Annotated in this window: 13 protein-coding genes; 6 read left to right on the plus strand and 7 right to left on the minus strand. The window is 69.6% G+C overall.

The features are described 5' to 3' along the window. The first annotated feature begins 68 nt into the window (after positions 1 to 68). The 3 genes from J7462_RS25560 (at position 69) to J7462_RS25570 (ending at position 5,133) form a co-directional block, all read left to right on the plus strand. Entirely contained in the window at positions 69 to 4,370 is a 4,302-nt protein-coding gene (locus J7462_RS25560; protein WP_219467567.1) for an AAA domain-containing protein, read from the plus strand. A gap of 114 nt (positions 4,371 to 4,484) precedes the next feature. After that, complete coding sequence (locus J7462_RS25565) at positions 4,485 to 4,841, plus strand: type II toxin-antitoxin system RelE/ParE family toxin (protein WP_219467569.1); 357 nt, start codon at positions 4,485 to 4,487, stop codon at positions 4,839 to 4,841. Next, positions 4,834 to 5,133: a helix-turn-helix transcriptional regulator gene (locus tag J7462_RS25570; protein ID WP_219467572.1), complete on the plus strand. Its 300-nt coding sequence runs from the start codon at positions 4,834 to 4,836 to the stop codon at positions 5,131 to 5,133. The genes J7462_RS25565 and J7462_RS25570 overlap by 8 nt, the downstream gene beginning before the upstream one ends. A 19-nt stretch (positions 5,134 to 5,152) precedes the next feature. Here J7462_RS25570 and J7462_RS25575 read toward each other — a convergent pair whose 3' ends face one another. The 4 genes from J7462_RS25575 to J7462_RS25590 form a co-directional block, all read right to left on the minus strand. Continuing rightward, positions 5,153 to 8,212, minus strand: coding sequence for a DEAD/DEAH box helicase (locus J7462_RS25575; protein ID WP_255597906.1), 3,060 nt, complete (start codon positions 8,210 to 8,212; stop codon positions 5,153 to 5,155). 271 nt (positions 8,213 to 8,483) lie between these two features. Further along, entirely contained in the window at positions 8,484 to 9,008 is a 525-nt protein-coding gene (locus J7462_RS25580) for a hypothetical protein (protein ID WP_219467576.1), read from the minus strand. Positions 9,009 to 9,157: 149 nt separating this feature from the next. After that, a complete protein-coding gene (locus J7462_RS25585) occupies positions 9,158 to 9,952 on the minus strand; it encodes an inositol monophosphatase family protein (RefSeq protein WP_308291030.1) in 795 nt (264 codons plus the stop codon). Further along, positions 9,949 to 10,770, minus strand: coding sequence for a DUF5919 domain-containing protein (locus J7462_RS25590; protein ID WP_374197548.1), 822 nt, complete (start codon positions 10,768 to 10,770; stop codon positions 9,949 to 9,951). The genes J7462_RS25585 and J7462_RS25590 overlap by 4 nt, the downstream gene beginning before the upstream one ends. Positions 10,771 to 11,135: 365 nt before the next feature. On the opposite strand from J7462_RS25590, the gene J7462_RS25595 reads away from it, so the two are divergent. From J7462_RS25595 to J7462_RS25605, 3 genes are read left to right on the plus strand one after another with little or no spacing between them, the layout of a single operon-like run. After that, positions 11,136 to 11,414, plus strand: a complete 279-nt coding sequence (locus tag J7462_RS25595; protein WP_219467580.1) for a hypothetical protein — start codon at positions 11,136 to 11,138, stop codon at positions 11,412 to 11,414. Continuing rightward, positions 11,411 to 12,157, plus strand: a complete 747-nt coding sequence (locus J7462_RS25600; protein WP_219467583.1) for an FAD-binding oxidoreductase — start codon at positions 11,411 to 11,413, stop codon at positions 12,155 to 12,157. The genes J7462_RS25595 and J7462_RS25600 overlap by 4 nt, the downstream gene beginning before the upstream one ends. 24 nt (positions 12,158 to 12,181) lie before the next feature. Continuing rightward, positions 12,182 to 13,186 carry a serine protease gene (locus J7462_RS25605; RefSeq protein ID WP_219467586.1) on the plus strand — a complete coding sequence of 335 codons (1,005 nt, stop codon included), beginning with the start codon at positions 12,182 to 12,184 and terminating at the stop codon, positions 13,184 to 13,186. 614 nt (positions 13,187 to 13,800) lie between these two features. Here J7462_RS25605 and J7462_RS25610 read toward each other — a convergent pair. The 3 genes from J7462_RS25610 to J7462_RS25620 are packed head-to-tail and all read right to left on the minus strand — an operon-like array spanning position 13,801 to position 17,125. Next, positions 13,801 to 14,883 (minus strand): macro domain-containing protein, encoded by a 1,083-nt coding sequence (locus J7462_RS25610; protein WP_219467589.1) that lies wholly within the window; start codon positions 14,881 to 14,883, stop codon positions 13,801 to 13,803. After that, positions 14,880 to 15,530 carry a DUF4433 domain-containing protein gene (locus tag J7462_RS25615; RefSeq protein ID WP_219467592.1) on the minus strand — a complete coding sequence of 217 codons (651 nt, stop codon included), beginning with the start codon at positions 15,528 to 15,530 and terminating at the stop codon, positions 14,880 to 14,882. Before J7462_RS25615 ends, J7462_RS25610 begins: the two co-directional genes overlap by 4 nt. A gap of 38 nt (positions 15,531 to 15,568) precedes the next feature. Further along, a complete protein-coding gene (locus J7462_RS25620; protein WP_308291031.1) occupies positions 15,569 to 17,125 on the minus strand; it encodes a restriction endonuclease in 1,557 nt (518 codons plus the stop codon). Positions 17,126 to 17,393: the final 268 nt, after the last annotated feature.

The raw sequence follows: 17,393 nt of genomic DNA on the forward strand, positions 1-17,393 counted from the left end.
GGAGGTCCCGTCCGGGAGGAATTCGCCGGTAGGGTGCCGGGGACCGCCACAGCCAGCAAAGGTGCCGCATGCTCCCCCGCGCCACGTCCGACACTGAACCGCCCGCGCTGATCCTGGAGCGCACCACCGCGCTGGTCGACTACCTGATGGCGGTCCGCGCCCAGCTGGAGAAACCGGTCCGGACGGTGCCCACGGCGGACGCGCTCTGGCAGCACGACCTGCCCGAGCACCCCGACTGCCAGGTGGGCGTCTCGGCCGACGGGGTGAGCTGGCTCCAGGTCGGCCTGCCGGCGGCACCCCGGCGACTGAAGACCCCCGTCGAGTTCGTCGCGCACCTCGCCGACACCCCGCCCTACCCGGCCGAGCCGAGGTTGACCGGCGACGAGGAGACCCTCGCATGGCTGCGACCCCGCTTCGAGCAGTGGCGGGAGCAGGACTGGCGGCCCTGGGCCGAGCAGGCCGCCCGCACCGACCGGGTACGCCAACTGCACCGCGCCCTGTTCGACCTGATGCACCGGGTCGACATGACCGCCGCCAGTCACGAACTCGTCTGGGGCCACGGCGTCATCCGCGTCGACGTCGCCGGCCACCCGGTGCGGTACCCGCTGGTGGTGACCCCGGTCGCCGTCGAGTTCGACGCGGACCGGTCGGTCGTGCGGGTCGTACCGCAGGGGCCGGCCAGGTTGCAGACCGACCCGCTGACCGGCCTCGACGAGCGTTACCTGCGGCAGCTGCTGGCCCTGGCCGGCGTCGGCGGGCAACTCGACCTCGACGTCTGGGCGGACCTCGACCGGCGGGAGTTCTTCGAGCGGGCGCTGCGCCGCCTCGGCCACGACCCGGTGCTGCGCGACGCCGACGCCCCCGCCCCCACCGGCGCGTACGTGCACGACACCGGGGTGCTGTTCGTCCGGCCCCGGCAGCGGATGCTGCGCCGCTTCCTGGAGGAGCTGCGGACCCGGCTGCTGGGCGGCGACACCACCGGCATCGGCGCGCTGGCCGCCATCCTCGCCCACGAGCCGAGCCGGCTGGAGATGCCGCAGGACCAGCCGCAACGGTGGCAGCCGCTGGGGGAGCGGCTGCTCATGCCGCTGCCCACCAACGAGGCGCAGGAGTCCATCGCCCGCCGGCTGGCCCAGCACCGCAACGTCGCCGTGCAGGGGCCGCCCGGCACCGGCAAGACGCACACCATCCGCAACCTGATCTGCCACCTGATGGCACACGGCAAGCGGGTGCTGGTCGTCGCGCAGAAGGAGGACCCGCTGCGGGTGCTGCGCGACGGCCTGCCGGCCGAGATCCAACCGCTCTGCCTGGCGGTGCTCGGCCGCTCCGCCGACCAGCTGGTGCAGCTCCAACTCGCCGCCCGGGAACTCTCCGACCGGGGCGCCACCCTGGACCGTCGCGCCGAGCAGCAGCGGGTCGACCGGCTGCGCCGGCAACTGGAGGAGGCCGAGCGGGACCTCGGGCTCGCCCTGGCCGGTCTGCGCGCGTTGGCCGAACACGAGTCCGCCCGCTACGAGATCGACGGCATCCGGCTGTCCCCCGGCGACGTCGGGGTGTGGCTGCGCGAACGGGCCGACCGGTACGGCGACATCCCCGACCCCCTCGCCCCCGACCTGGACGCCCCGCTGACCGGCGAGGAGTTCAGCGAACTGCTCGACATCGCCCGGCGTACCCGGCGACCCGACCGGGCGCAGGCGCTGCGTCAGCTGCCGACGGCGGCCGACCTGCCGGCCGCCGAGGCGATCCGGGGCGACCGCCACGAGCTGGCTGCGACCCGACGCGAACTGGACCGGCTCGCCGACGCCGGGATGCTGGTCGCCGAGGCGCGCGCCGTCGGGCAGCCCGCCATGGAGCAGCTCGGCGGTCAACTGCGGGAGGCGCTGACCCTGCTCACCGAGCGGGAGGGGGCGTGGACCGACCGGCTCGGCACCCTGCTGCAGGCCGACGCCAACTGGCGCATCCGGTGGGAGGACCACGTCGCCGCCAGCCAGCAGGCGCTCGCCGACCTGGCCACTGCCGCCCGGGTCATCGCCGGGCACGAGGTCACCGTCGCCGAGGCCCACCTGACCGAGCCGCGCCGGCTGCTGGCCCTGCTCGACGAGCTGCGGCAGCGGTTCGCCACCGGCAAGGGCGTCAGCAGGCTCTTCCAGGGCACCCTGGCCCGGATCGCCACCGAATGCCGGATCGACGGCGAGATGCTGCGCAGCGCCGACGACGTCGACATCGTCGTCGCGTACGTCACCCGGCGTCGGCTGCGGCAGGCGCTGGCCACCCGGTGGGCGGAGTGGCGGGCGTCGCTCGGGCTGCCCGCCGAGGTCGGCGACGAGCCGGAATACTGGACCGGCCAGCTGCTCACCGCCGCCGCCACCGCGCTGGACTGGGACCGGCGGCGCTGGCCGGCCCTGCTGGGCACCGTCCGCCGGGTGCTGCCGCGCACCGAGCACACCATCGACGTACGCCGGCTGACCGCGCTGATCACCCTGCTCGGCCGGGCCACCGCGGTGTTCGCCCACGACGAGCTGGTGGCCGAGGAACACCGACTCGACGCGTTGCTGCAACACGGCATGTCCGGCGTCGACGCCAGCGACCTGTGGCGGCTGCTCGACCACAGCTTCCAGGGCGACGTCGACGGCTGGGACGCCCTGCTCGACGAGGTGCGCCGGCTCGCCGCCCTGCGCCCCGAGGCGCAACGCCTCGCCCAGCTCACCGACCGGCTGCGACCCGTCGCCCCCGACTGGGCCGCCCAGCTCGAGGACGGCACCGCCGTCGCCCTGCACGGCACCGGCGCGGACTGCCTCGACCGGTGGCGGTGGCGGCGCGCGCAGACCTGGTTCGACCAGGTCGTCGGCAGCGTAGACCCGGTGGCCCTGGGCCGGCGCGTGGACCGCACCCGGGAACGCATCCGGCAGCTCACCAGGGAACTGGTCGTGGCCTCATCCTGGTTGGAGGTGTCGCTGGCGTTGGACGACCGGCGGCGGGCCGCCCTCGCCGACTGGACCACCGCGCTGCGCAAGATCGGCAAGGGGACCGGGAAGAACGCCGCCCAGTGGCAGGCCCACGCCCAGAAGGCGATGACCGCCGCCGTGGACGCCGTGCCGGTGTGGGTGATGTCCGTCGACCGGGCCATCGAACAGTTCGCCGGGGGCGCGCGCTTCGACGTCGTCATCGTCGACGAGGCGTCCCAGGCCGACCTGTTCGCGCTGCCGATCCTCAGCCTGGCCGAACGGGCCGTCGTGGTCGGCGACGACCAGCAGATCGGGCCGCAGCTCTCCTTCGTCGGCAGCGTCACCGGCCTGATCAACTCACACCTGGTCAACGTGCCGTCGGCCGAGCACTTCGACCCGGAGAGCAGCCTCTACGACCACGCCGTCCGCCGCTCACCCGAGCGGATCCTGCTCACCGAACACTTCCGGTCCGTGCCGGCGATCATCGGGTTCTCCAGCGACACCTACTACGGCGGCGAGATCGAACCGCTGCGCACCGACCGGCCCGCCGGCATCGGCGACCCGGTCGTCGCCGTGCACGTGCCCGAGGGCGTCCGCCAGGACCTGCCCACGTACGGCAACGTCAACGTCGCCGAGGCCGAGGCCCTCGTCGCGCGGGTCGCCACGATCGTCGCCGACCCGGCGTACGCGGGCCGCAGCATCGGCGTGGTCAGCCTGCTCAGCACCAGCGGGCAGGCCCTCTACCTGCTGGCCCGGCTACGGGAGGAGATCGGCGAGGAGGAGATGGAACGCCGCCGGCTGCGTGTCGGCGACCCGTACACCTTCCAGGGCGACGAACGCGACGTGGTGCTGGTGTCGACGGTGGTCTCCCCGCACCACGGGCCGGTCGCCGCGTTCACCAAACGCGACCACCACCGGCGGGTCAACGTCGCCGCCTCCCGGGCCCGCGACCAGCTCTGGGTGTTCCACTCCGTGCAACCCGACGACCTGCGCCCCGACGACGCCCGGGGTCTGCTGCTGCGCTACTGCCAGAACGTCACCACCGCCGAGGAGGCGTACGACAACCTGGAGCAGCGCTGCGACAGCGACTTCGAACGCGAGGTGCTGCGGCGCATGCTGCGCCGGGGGCTGCGGCCGTTGCCGCAGTTCCGGGTCGGCTCGTACCGGATCGACTTCGTGCTGCCCGCGCCGGACGGGCGGCGGCTGGCGATCGAGTGCGACGGGGACGCCTATCACGGGCCGGAGCAGTGGGAGAGCGACATGCGCCGGCAGGCGGTGCTGGAACGGGTCGGCAACTGCGTCTTCGTACGCATCCGGGGGAGCGTGTTCAGCCGGGACCCGGACGCGGCGTTGGTGCCGCTGTGGCAGCGGATCGAGGAGTTGGGCATCGGGGGGAGCCGGGTGGCGGAGACGTCCTCCTGCTGAACGACCGCTTCCGGCTGACGCCTCTCCCCGCACTCGCCGCCAAGCCGGGAAACTGACGCGACACGTGATCGTCGCCAAGGGTGTCTGATTACCTGGGGCTATAGCATCAACGCTATGGCCTGGGGTAGCGTGGAGCTGGAGCCAGAAGTCCGAGACTGGCTGGAGGAACTGCCGAGCACAGACTTCGCCCGAGTGGCGTTCTATATTGATCTTCTTGCCAGTCGAGGTGTCCTCCTCGGCGAACCTCATACCAGGCAACTGGACGGCAAACTCAGAGAATTGCGCTTCTACCTGGAGCGCAGCGCGGTACGCCTGACGTACTGGATAGCTGGCGAGCGGAGGATCATCCTGCTGACGGTGTTCCGGAAGACGCGGATGCGGGAGGACCGGGAGATCCAGCGGGCTCGCCGGGCGCTTGAGCAGTGCATGACGGAGCGGCACATCGTGACGAGGGGGCAGAACGATGAGTGATCGCGTCGACTGGAACGACCTGCGTGACCGCCGGCTGGCCGAACCTGGAGCGGCTGAGGCGTACGACGCGACCAGGATCGCCTTCGAACTGGGCCAGGAGGTTCGCCACCTGCGCGAGCGCAGTGGCTGGAGCCAGAGTCGGCTGGCGCGAGCTGCCGGAATGACGCAGTCCGCCGTGGCGCGGTTCGAGGCTGGCGGGACGATACCCACCCTGCCCGTCCTGGAACGACTGGCCGGCGCCCTCGACATGCGGCTCGACATCAGGTTCACGCCGAACGCCGATGCGGCCTGAGGATCCCATGGGGACGACCTCAGGCGGCGATGGTGCGGGCCGCCGCGTACAGGTCGGCGGGTAGCGGGGTCGCCAACTCCCACACGATCCGCATCGGCCGTTCGCCGCTGTGGTGCTGGTAGGTCATCGGCCCGGCGTACAGGTAGGCCGGAGCGCCGAGGTCCCGGTCCGGCACCCGGGTCTCCCGGACGAACAGGTGCACGGTCGAACCCCGGGCCGCGTGGTGGATGTACCGCTGCCCGGTGGGGGACAACTCCGAGGTGGTGCTCTGCGACTCCCACTGGAACAGCCGCTCGGTGACGGCCCGGTCGGCGTACATGGTGGTGGGGGAGTAGTGCTGCTCCGACTTGACCAGGGTGACGAAGAACAGGTCCGCCTGCTCGGCTTCCAGCCATTTCACCCCTTCCCGTAGCGACCCGGGGTTGGTCATGCCGAACGCCGCGCACGCCTCGTTGCGGCTGTACCGGGCGTGCACCCGCAGTACGCCGACGGGCGCGGTGACCCGGTGGATGCGCTCCCGCAGCACCTCGGCGACCTGGCGCAGTTCGGCGCAGCGGGCCGGTTCCGCCCACAGCCGTTCGAGGCGTTCCTCCCGGGCGGCCAACAGCGCCTGCGGCCCCCACAGGTCGAAGTGCACCATGTTCCACAGCCGTCCGGCCGGCGGCGGGTCACCGGCGGCGACCCGCGCCAGCAGGTCGAGCCGGTCGACGTCGTCGAGGTGCAGCATCCGGCCGATGGCCCGGCCCAATTCGCGGTCGGCCGGGCCGGGGGCCGAGGGGTCCAGGCCGGCGAGCCGACGCAGCCCGGTCCACCCGCCGACAGAGGCCGACCGGTAGACGTCCTCCACATCCAGGCCGGTCTCCCGGAGGAACTCTGCGAGGCTCACGTCGCCGAGTTGCCGCAGTTCGGCCACCAGGCCCTTCTTTGACGTGGGCAACGCGGTGCGCAGGTTGTCGAGCACGATGTCCTTGGCGACCCGGTCGAGCTGCACGTGGCAGCCGCTGGGCAGCAACGGGAAGTCCTGCTCGACGGCGGCTCTGACGGCCCGCCGGCTGATCCCGGTCAGCGCCCGCCAGCGCAGGTCGAACCGGAAGTTGGCGTGCTGCCCGCCGATGAAGTCGAGCACCGTCAGGCACGGCTTGTCGTCGTCGAGGCGCAGCCCACGGCCGAGCTGTTGCAGGAAGATGGTGGCGCTTTCGGTGGGCCGCAGCATCAGGATCGTGTCGACCATCGGCAGGTCGACACCCTCGTTGAACAGGTCGACCGTGAACAGCACCCGCAGCTTCCCGGCCTTGAACTCCCGCAGCAGCCGGTCGCGCTCCGCGCGGTCCGCCCGCGAGGTCACCGTCGCCGACGGTACGCCGTGCCGGGTGAACCAGTCGGCCATGAACTCGGCGTGCCCGATGCCCACGCAGAACCCGAGCGCCCGCATCCGGCCGGTGTCCACGGTGTCCCGCACGGCCTTCAGGATGATCCGCGCCCGCGCGTCGTCACCGGTGTAGACGCCGTCGAGATCAGCCAGGTCGTACCCCTGGCCGCGCCGCCACCGCAGGTGCGACAGGTCCGTGTCGTCGTGTACCCCGAAGTATTGGAACGGTGCGAGCAGTTGCCGCTCCAACGCCTCCCACAGGTGCAGCTCCACGGCCGCGCGCCCGTCGAACCACCGCCGCACGTCGCCGCCGTCCGCGCGGTCGGGCGTCGCCGTCAGTCCCAGCAGTACGCGCGGCGCGAGCCGCTCCAACAACCGGGCGTACGTCGGCGCTTCCGCGTGATGGAACTCGTCGACGATCACCATGTCGTACGCCTGCGGGTCGATCTCCCGCCGGTGCAGCGACTGGATGGAGGCGAAGACGTGCGTCCAGTGCGTCGGCACCTGCCCGCCCACCAGGGTTTCGCCGAAGCTGCCGTCGCCCATGACCTGGCGGAACGTCGACAGGCTCTGCCGCAGGATCTGCTCCTGGTGGGCGACGAACAGCAGCGAGTCGACGGTCTTGTTTCGGTGCAGCCGCCGGTAGTCCAGCGCCGCCACCACCGTCTTGCCGGTGCCGGTCGCCATCACCACCAGGTTGCGGTGCCGGCCGTGCACCTGCCGCTCGGCGTCCAGGTCCGCCAGGATCTCCGCCTGGTACGGGTACGGGCGTACGTCCAGGTTGGCGATCTGCGTCGGCGAGTCCTCGCGCCGTTCCCCGCGCAGCGCGCGGCGCAGCCGTTCGGCGTCCCGCCCGGTGTCGTAGGTCTCGAACGCCGGGTCGTTCCAGTAGTCCTCGAAGGTGGCGGTGAAGGTGTCGATGACGTGCGGCTGCTCGACGTTCGAGATCCGGACGTTCCACTCCACCCCGTCGACCAGCGCGGCCTTCGACAGGTTGCTCGACCCGACGTACGCGGTGGTCAGCCCGTGGTGGCGGCGGAACAGCCACGCCTTGGCGTGCAGTCGGGTGGTCCTGGTCTCGTAGGAGACCTTGATGTCGGCCCCCAACTCGGCGAGCCGGTCGAGGGCGCGTTGGTCGGTCGCGCCCAGGTAGGTGGTGGTGATGACGCGTAGCTTGCCGCCGCGTTGGATCAGCTCGCGGAGGGCGGGTTCGACGATGCGCAGCCCGTGCCACTTGATGAACGCGCAGAGCAGGTCGACCCGCTCCGCCGACGCCATCTCGTGAGTGACCTCGTGGCCGATGCGGGGCTGGTGCCTGCCGTTGACCAGCAGCGCGCCGGTAGAGAGCGGGGTGGTGGGGCGCTGCGGGAAGGTCGGCTGTGCCGGGGGTGTGGGTGGGGCGGCGATGGCGTGCAGCAGGTTGCGGGCGTCGGCGATCTGGTCGTGCTGGTCGGTCGCGGCGGGGCTGAGGGTGGCGATGGCTTCGGCGATCCGATTGGTCAGCTCGACCTGGTGGCGGAGCTTGTCCTCGCCGTTGGGGACGGCTTGCAGGGCCCGGCTGATCAGGGTGGCGAGGTGCCGGGTGAGGGGGTGATGGGAGTCGGCGGGGTCCAGGGGCTGGTGCTGGACGTGAGTCGGGTCGAGGTGGTGGAGATGGTTGGCGAGCTGGTCAGTTATCAGATGCTCGTAGGTACCTACCTCAAGATCCATCACTCGGGCAAGGTAGCGGTCGACATGGTTTCTCTGCATTGGCTGTCAGTTTTTTGACAGTTCAAGACTTCATCCAACTGAGGTCCCTATTGCTCTCGCTCGTCGTCGCCTGGTTGCCCCACAACTGGGCTGAACAGCGAGAATCGCACCGCAATGCGCGCATGAGACCCGGCATTTCGGTCGGGATGGTTTTTCGTAGCCCAGCCCTGGTCCTCCAGGTGTAGTCAGGTTCGCTTGCCCTGGATGTCCCCGATTTATTCAAGAATTTCCATCATCCCTCTATTGGTCGAGCCGATTCGATCCCATGGCGAGGTGATCCTTCGAACCGTGCTTCAAGCTGTTCGTTGCCGTAAATCGACTCGTACTGCACATGGACCCTGATCCGTTGCGTTACCGCTTCCCAAAAATCATCGTCTCTCGCTGGATCGTAAGACTCTACGGCAAGGATTATCAGTTCTCGGCCGACTGGAATGGGTTTGCCTTGGCGAAGGGATGTGAAATTAGGCCAGACTGCGAACGTGCCCCGCAGGGGGTCGACGGCCTGCTTCTCCCACGGCCCGACCTCCTCGCTGTCGAGATAAAAGGTAGCTTTTCGAATAATGGCCGGGCCAAGGCCGGCATTTTGGATTCGTATTCCTGTCAGGCCGCCGTCCGTCCGGAGGCAGTCCAGACTCAGCAGCGGGCGAACCGATTGGAAGTTATGCCTTCGGCTCGCCCTTGCTTCGGTGATCGAGACTGCAAGTGAGGCGATGGCAATCACGGTCGCAGAAATTGCAGTGATCGAATTTGCGTCCACAGTTCTCCTGTTTGGAAGTGCGGGCCACGTCATCAACTAGTAGGCGCCATCCTCCAAGCTACGTCGTTCGGGCAAGCTGGAATGATCGGAGCGCGCTCATGCCGCCGACCGTGCGCCGCGACGTTGTGCGGATGCGATGACGCCTCTGATCAGTCGTCCGAAGAGACTGCGCCGACCAGCGTCAGCATCTCCGCCACCAGACGGGGAGTTAAGCCGAGGGTTATGGACGAGCGGGGGCAGTGCCCGCTTCCGTCTCGGTCCACAACGACAGCGCCCGCCTCCCGGGCGATTGCCGCTCCGGCCGTCATATCCCACGGATGGTTAGACAGGGTGAGCGCCGCATCGATCCGGCCTTCGGCCAGCCAGGCTAGATCCAGCGCGGCGGTCCCGGTCATCCGCACTCGCTGCACCGTCTCGGCCAACCGTGCTGTCAAAGCGAGACGCGCCCGGTTTTTGGTGGCAGCGTCCGACCCGACGGCATAGTCACCGATCGCCACGACCGCGTCGCACAGCATGCTGGTGTCGCTCACCCGGATGGGTTTTCCGTCGACTGTCGCACCGTTGCCACGGGCAGCGGCGTACCGATTGCCCAGGAAAGGGGTTTCGATGACACCGAGGACCGCGTCATCCCCGTGCAGCAGCCCCAGCGACACCGCGCACAGTGGGATGCCGCGTACGAAGTTGGCCGTCCCGTCGATTGGGTCGAGCACCCACTGCATCTCGCCCGTGGCCTGGACGCCGTCTTCCTCGCCGAGGAAGCCGATCTCGGGAGTGGCGGCCTGGAGGAAGGCCCGAACCTCGCGCTCGATCTCGTAGTCGAGTTGCGACGCGAAATCCCGCTCACCCTTGGCGGTGAGAAGACCGGGGGAGCGATGCCGCATCATCTCGGCCGCCCGTGCCACTGCCTCCTCGGCCACCGGAAGCAGGTGTCGGTAGTCGCTCACAACTGCCGCCCTCGCTGCCACTGCGCCTCGAAGAACTGCTCGAAGACCGGATACAGGCAGGACCGGTCTTCCTGCCGTCTGACCACGAAAGTCGGGGAATCGACCCCTCGACTCACCGGCAGGTACGGCTGCGCAACACAGAGGTCATCTGCCAAGACCACGTTGAAGCGGAGCGTGTCGTCATAGACGGCCAGTTCCAGGTGGTCACGTAGCTCTTCCGGCAGCCGCTTCCGGACCCGCATCAACGTCTCGATGTTCAGCTTGGTCAGGCCGGAGAGCTGACCTGGCGAGAAGCCTTCCTCTGCCTCGCGTGCCTGGACAGCCGACCCTGCGGGATCGAGGAACAGGCAGCGGGCTCGGCCCCCTGCGTCGAGGAGGGCACGCCACTGGCTGTCGGCGAAGCCCTGAGCAAGCAGGTTGAGCGAAAGTCCGACAGCGCGAACCGTCGTTGCGCCGCCCAGGAGGTGGTCGGGTGAGATCCGGGTGGAGAACTCTGAACGGCTCGAAAAGACGGCGACGAGGTCACCGAGCTGCGTCGCGTCGTTGACCGGCACATCAGGCACATCGGTGGGAAATGGTGCTGCGGCTCGCAGCGCGGCCGTGAAGCGGTCCTGTACCTCCACGGGAGCCTTGCCGAGCGTGGTGTCGAGGGCCGATTGCATCTCAGGGCGCGGAGTGACACCAGCGCCACCGGCTTCCCACTTGGACACGGTCCGTTCGGCCACGCCGAGATGTGACGCGAAGTCGCGGATGCTCATCCGGAGTGCGTGGCGGAGGGTCCTGCTCTCCTGACCGCTCCATCGCTGCACGGTCGTCATGGTGTCGCCTCAGCTCATGTCGAGTTAGGTCAACGTGCACTGTATCGGCAGTTGGTGCAGCGCGGTGACCGTGCAGGTGCAGTCCGTGGTCATGGCGTCAGCGGAGCCGTCTGACCAGGGTTGATGCATGGCCCGGGGCGGGTGCTGGGCTCCGGGGCGTGTCGACCCGAACGACGCGACCTCGTCCCCGCCCGCCCCGGCGCCCCGTCACCCTTCCGCCGACGTACAGGGGCCGCAGACACCATGAACACCGCCGCAACAGACCTCCCCGTCCCCGCCACCGATCAGGAGGAAGGAGCGCACACCCCGGCCCCGGGTCGGCTGTCCGATTATGCGCAGGTCACGCCCGAGGGCGGTGCGCAGGCATGACGCCGGAGGAGATCGTCCACCGCTGGTTGCGGCTGGTGACGGCGGACGCGGAGCTGTCGCCGTACCTCATCGGGGTGGATCGGGTCCGGCTTGCCGCGCACCTGACGGCGGGCGTGACCGCCGCGCTCGCCGGGGAGCCGGCGGACGCCTGGGGTGGGCTCGGCCTGTCCGAGGAGCAGCACCGGCGCATCGGTGACTACCTGGTCGGGGTGTGCTGGGCGGCGGACCTGCCCGACGAACGGATCGCCCAGGTGCGCCGGGCGGTGGCCCGATGAGCGCAGCCGGTGACGGCGTGCCGGCGAGGGTGACCGGTCACGACCGGCCGTGCCCCGGCATCGCCATCCTGACCCTGCGTCCCTGGTCGCGGTTGCCGCACCGCCCCGGCCAGGCGGTTCCCGTCGAGACCCCACGGCACCCCGGTCGCTGGCGGTGGTACTGCCCGGCCAACGCACCCCGCCCCGACGGCACCGTCGAGCTGCACGTCCGCGCCGTGGCCGCCGGCACCGTCTCGGGCAGCCTCGTCCACGAGGTACGCCCCGGCGAGCTGCTGCACCTCGGCCCGCCCCGCGACACCGGCCTGCACCTGCGCGACGGCGACCTGCTGCTGGTGGCCGGTGGCACCGGGCTGGCCCCGCTGCGCGCCCTGGTCGAGCAGGTCGCCGCCGCCCCCGACGGCCGCCGGGTCACGCTGGTCGTCGGCGCACGCACCTTCGTCGAGCTGTACGACGCCATCGCCCTCGACAAGCTCCAGTGCGCCCACGACTGGCTGACCATCGTGCCCGCGTTCTCCCACGACCCGCACGCGGAGTCGGCCGAGCGGGGTGACGCGCTCACGGTCGCCCTCGACCACCTGCGCCCCGACCAGGTCGTCTACGTCTGCGGACCGCCTCCGATGCTGGCGGGTTCGCGGCTGCGGCTGCTCGCCGCCGGTGTGCCCGCCGACCGCATCCACCTTCCGCACCGGATTCCGGCGTCAGACCGTGGAGCGGGAGGGATTTTTCCGCAAACGTCTTCCTGACATTCCGGTCCTACGTTCCCCGTCATGACATTGAAGCCAACCCCCGGTCTGCGTCGTCGCGTCGGCGTCGCGGGAGCGGTCACCGCGCTCGTGACGACGAGTCTGACCGGGCTCGCTCAGCAGCCCGCCACCGCCACGCCCGGCCCCGTCGCCACCCACGCCGTGACCGTCACCGCCGCCGAACGGCAGGCGGTGCTGGCGTACTGGACGCCGCAGCGGATCGCGGCTCTGAAGACCCCGTCGGCGCAGGTGCCGCCCGTGGCGAAGCCCGACGGCGCACCCTGGACGCGGGCGGACGCCGCGTCACGGACCGTCGGCAGGCTCTTCTTCACCGACCACGGTGAGGACGCCAGCTGCACGGCGACCGTGCTGGACAGCGCCAACCGCAGCACCGTGGTGACCGCCGCGCACTGCGTCAACAACACCGACCTCATCGGTGAGGACAACCAGTGGTCGCGCAACGTGCTGTTCGTCCCCGGCTACGCCGACGGCCGGGCCCCGTACGGCAGGTTCGTCGCCCGGCTGTCGGTGGCCCCGTCGACGTGGCTGCTCAACGACCAGATCGAGAGCCTCTACGACTCGTACGACCAGGCGTTCGTGGTGCTCCACCCGGACGGTGACGGACGCCGGGTGCAGGACGCGGTCGGCGCCGCCCAGCGGATCGGCTACGACGTGCCGGGCGCGCGGGTGGTGCACCAGTTCGGCTACCCCCGGGCCAGTTCCGACGAGGCCCGCGAGGGGTTGCCCGAGTACACCGGTGAGCGCCTCGCCTACTGCGCCGGCCCGGCGGTGGAGCAGCAGGCGACCGAGGAGTGGCCGGAGCCGCCCGGCCAGTGGGGCACCGCGTGCGTGATGGGCGGCGGCTCCAGCGGCGGCCCACGCTTCGCGAACTTCGACCGGCACACCGGGCTCGGCACCGTCGTCGGCGACAACTCCCACGGCTATATCCCGGGGAAGCGCTACCTGGTGGGTCCGCAGTTCAGCACGGCGATCACCCGTCCGCTCTTCCAGCGGGCGCAACACGGCTGAGCCGGGCCGGGCAGCCCATGCCGTCACGGGCGTGGGCTCTCTGCCGTAGTCAGCCGCCGATCAGGCCCCATGACCAGCTGCGGCGACCAGTGCCAACATCTGCTCGGCGAGGCCGGGGGTGATGGACGAGCCGAGGTGGTGGGCGCTGCCGTCGTGGTCGAGGACGACGGCGCCCGCCTCCCGCGTGGCCGTCCCGCCTCCCGCGTGGCCGTGGCAGCGGCTGCGCTACCGGCCGGGCTAGGCCGTCGCCGTCAGCACGGCGCGTAGTCCCGGCCGGTGGCGCCGGTATTCCCCCGCCAACGCGCCCCGCCTCGACGGTACGCGTCACCGACCCCACCAGCAGGTGTACGTGTGCGGTCCTTCCGCCATGATCGACGATGCCCGCCGCTGGCCGGGGTGTCCGCCGACCGCCTCCACCTGCCCGGGTGATCCGGGTCGCGCCGCTGCATCCACGAACGCGATGAGGCGCTCGCTGAGAAACGGCGTGCCACGAGTGCCCTCCGCGACCGGCAGACCACCCGAGCCGCCTGACGCCAGGGCTACCACTTCGCCGCGCGGCTCAACCGACGAAGCCGACCCGGGAAGCGGCCCGGCTCAGGTGGACCTGAAGCCGGTCAGGCCGACGACGCGGCCAGGCGGGGTAGCAGGCTGGCGGACTGCAGACGCTCGTGTGCGGTGGTGACGTGCGCCGGGGTGAACAGGCGTGCCTTCCGCCCGTTCCACGCCCGGACACGTTCGATCAATTCGTCGAGGTCGCTGGTCGGAGGCTCCACCTCACCGGCGAAGTGCACCGTGGCGAGTAGTTCGAGGCTGTACGGAGACTCGAATCCGTCCATCAGCGCAGCGATGCGGTCGAGCGCTTCCGGCATCCGGTGACCGGCGGCGAACCACGCGGAAACGGCCTCGCTGGTTCCGCCGGTGAGGTGGATGGGACGCAACTCCTCGACCCGAGAGGTCCGGTCGCCGAAGCCGATCAGGTAGTGGCCTTCGAGTCGATTGAGAACGTGGTTGAGATTCTCCGCGTACGGCCCGTAGCGGCCCCGGGTGAAGGACAGGCGCAGCGGTTCTCCGAAGACCTGGAGGAAGTAGGCGAGTTTCTGGATCTCCAGGTTGGTGATGCCGTCCCGGGGCTCCAGCGCGCGGGCGCGGTCAAGATAGCGTTCGATGGCCCGCAGCAGGGTGGCGCGTCCTGCGGTCAGCGCCGGCTTGGCGGTGGCGACCGGCATGTCCACCGGCTCGGGAGCGCCCTCCGGAGGGAACACCAGCACCTGGACGTCGGGCAGTTCGGCGAACGCCTGCTCGATCATTGGTCGGACCACGTCCCAGTCGAGCCCACCGTTGCCACAGCCGAGTGCCGGTAGCGCCACCGAGCGGATCCGCCGTTCCCGGACGACCCGGACGAGATCTGCGAGGCCGGATTGGATGTCGGACAGCTTGGATCTGGCCTTCCAATGCCCCTTCGTGGGGAAGTTGATCACATAGCGGCGGGTGCCGAGTAGGCCTGAATCGAATACGAACATTCTGCCCAACTGGACACTTTTCGCCGCACAGGCGGCCCGGTAGGCCGCGTAGTTGGCGGGGAAGGCGCGCTTGAACTGGAGGGCGATCCCCTTGCCCATCACGCCCACCGTGTTGACGGTGTTGACCAGCGCCTCGGCGTCGGCGGTGAGCAGGTTGCCATGGCTGACGACGATCATTCGCGTACCTCCCTCCGGGTGTAGCCGTAGTACCAGCCTGGTCTGACAACGACGTACGGGTTGATGATGCCAGCAGAACGGAGGAGCCGCCTCAGCTGTGTCTCCCGAGCCTTCGTCCGTACTGAGTAACCGACGAGCAACTCCAGCGGGAACTCCCGGTGTACCAGCAACTCGGCCATCCGCCGTCGCATCCGGTCCTGGTCCTCTGGAATGTTGTTCCAGGAGACCTCCCGCATCAGCGGCCAGTCGACCATCGAGACAAGATCGTCAAGGCTCCCGGAGAAGCGGGTGAGCGCGGAGGCGCAGTTGCCGTCGCTGACCACCCATGGCAGCCCTGCCCGGTGTATGCGGTCGACCGAGCTCACCAGGTATACCAGTGGATCGTCACCATCCGGATACAGGCCGATCTTGCCGGCCTGGTGATCCTTTGCGATCCGGTACATCATCGGCGAACGGGGCGCGAAGTAGAACGGCACGTAGTCGGCGACGAACCCGCCGGGTGGGCAGGTCACCTGCCTGGATCGTCGACTGGCCTTGATCTCCACCGACCCCACCTCGGTCACCAGATGTCGGCCCACAGTGCTGTCCGCGATGAGCCTTCCCGTTCCCAGAATCGCCGGCAGGTTGTCGACGTGGGTGAAATGCATGATCCGGGCTTGTCCGGGTGGACGCCGCATGTCCATGCTCAGTCCAGATCATTCGGGTCGATCCGGGCCGTCACCCCCGCATGTTCGCCGAGCAGGTAGAGCAGGTTGGAGCCGTCGATCAACTCCAGCGGCTTACCCGAGGCGAACTCGTACGAGGCCGGTGCGTAGCCGCTGGTGGTGACGAGAATGCCCTTCGATGCGCCCTCGTTCTGGAGGGTGCCGAAGAGGTCCCGTACGGCGGACACGTCGACCGTGTTGCGGTAGCGCTTGGCCTGGATGACGACCTTGCCACCGAAGATGGGGCGCGGGTCGAAGGCGACGCAGTCCACGCCGCCGTCCCGGGACGGGCGGGTCTGCTTGGTGTCCAGGCCCATCTTGGCGAAGAGGTTCTGGATCAGACTCTCGAACTCGTTCGGGGTCAGCCTGAGCAGATTGGGCCGCTGGTCCAGGTCGGCCAACACGTCGACCTCGTCGATGAACCGCTTGTCGACCATGTCGAACTCCAGCACCGGCCGGACCGGTGCCAGCTCGGCGGGCCGTTTCGACACCGAGGCGTTGAGATGCGTCAGGCAGGCGAGCGGCTCGACCAGGCGCAGGTTGAGCGCGGTGAAGGTCTCGCGGGTGGTCCGCAGCGTCACCAGGCACGGCTGGACTGAAGCGCCCGTCCGAGGATCGGTCGTGTCGACGATGCCGTTGAACACCACCGTGTCGACGAGCTTGGACCGGTCGGCCTCGAACAACTCGTGCACCGTCCGCAAGGTGACCCGGGCGACGAGGACGGCGTACCGCTCCTTGATCTCCTTGCTGGGCCGCGCGGTGGTGGTGGTCTCGTCGCGGGACTTGACGTAACGGTATTCGCGTACGGCAGGGATCACATCGAGCGTTGGCAGGTGATACTCCACCACCAACTGGCGGGATTCCGGAACGTAGGCCAGCCGGTAGTGCTGCGGGAAGTCGTCCGGGTAGACGGAGTTACCCAGGACCATGCCGAAGTAGTCAACCACCGCAGCCGGCTCGGCTGCGGCGACGGCCGCCGCGAAGCGGTCGATCTCCGCGTTGTGCGCGTTCACCTCCGCGTCGACCTTGGCGCACTTCTGGAGATAGCGCTGATGGGCGGCGGCCAGCTTCCGTTGACGTTCGGCCTCGGCGGCGCCGTGTTCCGCCTGTGCCTGCCCGAATGCCCGTTGAGATGCGGCGAACTGCTGCTGGTACCTGGCCTGGCCGCCGAACATCTTGCTGAGGAACCCGGGCGGGACCGGCACGAACCGCTGCCAGTCGGGCGGTGTCAGCGGTACCCCGAGGTTGCCCGGCTTGAACGGGGCGTGCTCAGCCGACTTACGCAGCCGGCGGAAGTCGATGTAGTCATCGACGTCGAGGGTCGCGGCCAGGAGATTGTCCAGGTCGTCGAGGTGCGCCTGGAGGCCGGAGTTGTCGGCGGCCACCTCGGCCATCCGTGCCTCGACATACAACCGCTTGCGCTCGCGCTCGTTGGCGACGGCGGTGCGCTGCGCGGCTTTCAGCGCGCGTTCGGCGTCTCGGCGAAGTTGCTGGTGGTGGCGGTGTGCGGCAGCTTGCGCCTGCTTTTGGGCGCGCACCTGTCGTGCGTGCGCCCGCTGCATCTCCTGAAGGATGCCCACGTGAGTCCTATGTGCTGCGAGGGATGACGGAGCCGACACCATAGCCAGCAAGCGACTGATCGGACACCCTGCGCATACGCGACCACGCGCATGGGGGCATCAGATGACTGTTTGCTCCCGGCTTGTCGACCAGTACGGTCCGATGACCGACAGGATTCACCGGCGTGCGATGACCGTGGTGGATGTCCTTCCACCGCACAACCGCCCAGGCTGTGACCCGCTCCGA

Source organism: Micromonospora sp. RL09-050-HVF-A (genome assembly GCF_019374995.1).
Lineage (GTDB): Bacteria > Actinomycetota > Actinomycetes > Mycobacteriales > Micromonosporaceae > Micromonospora > Micromonospora antibiotica.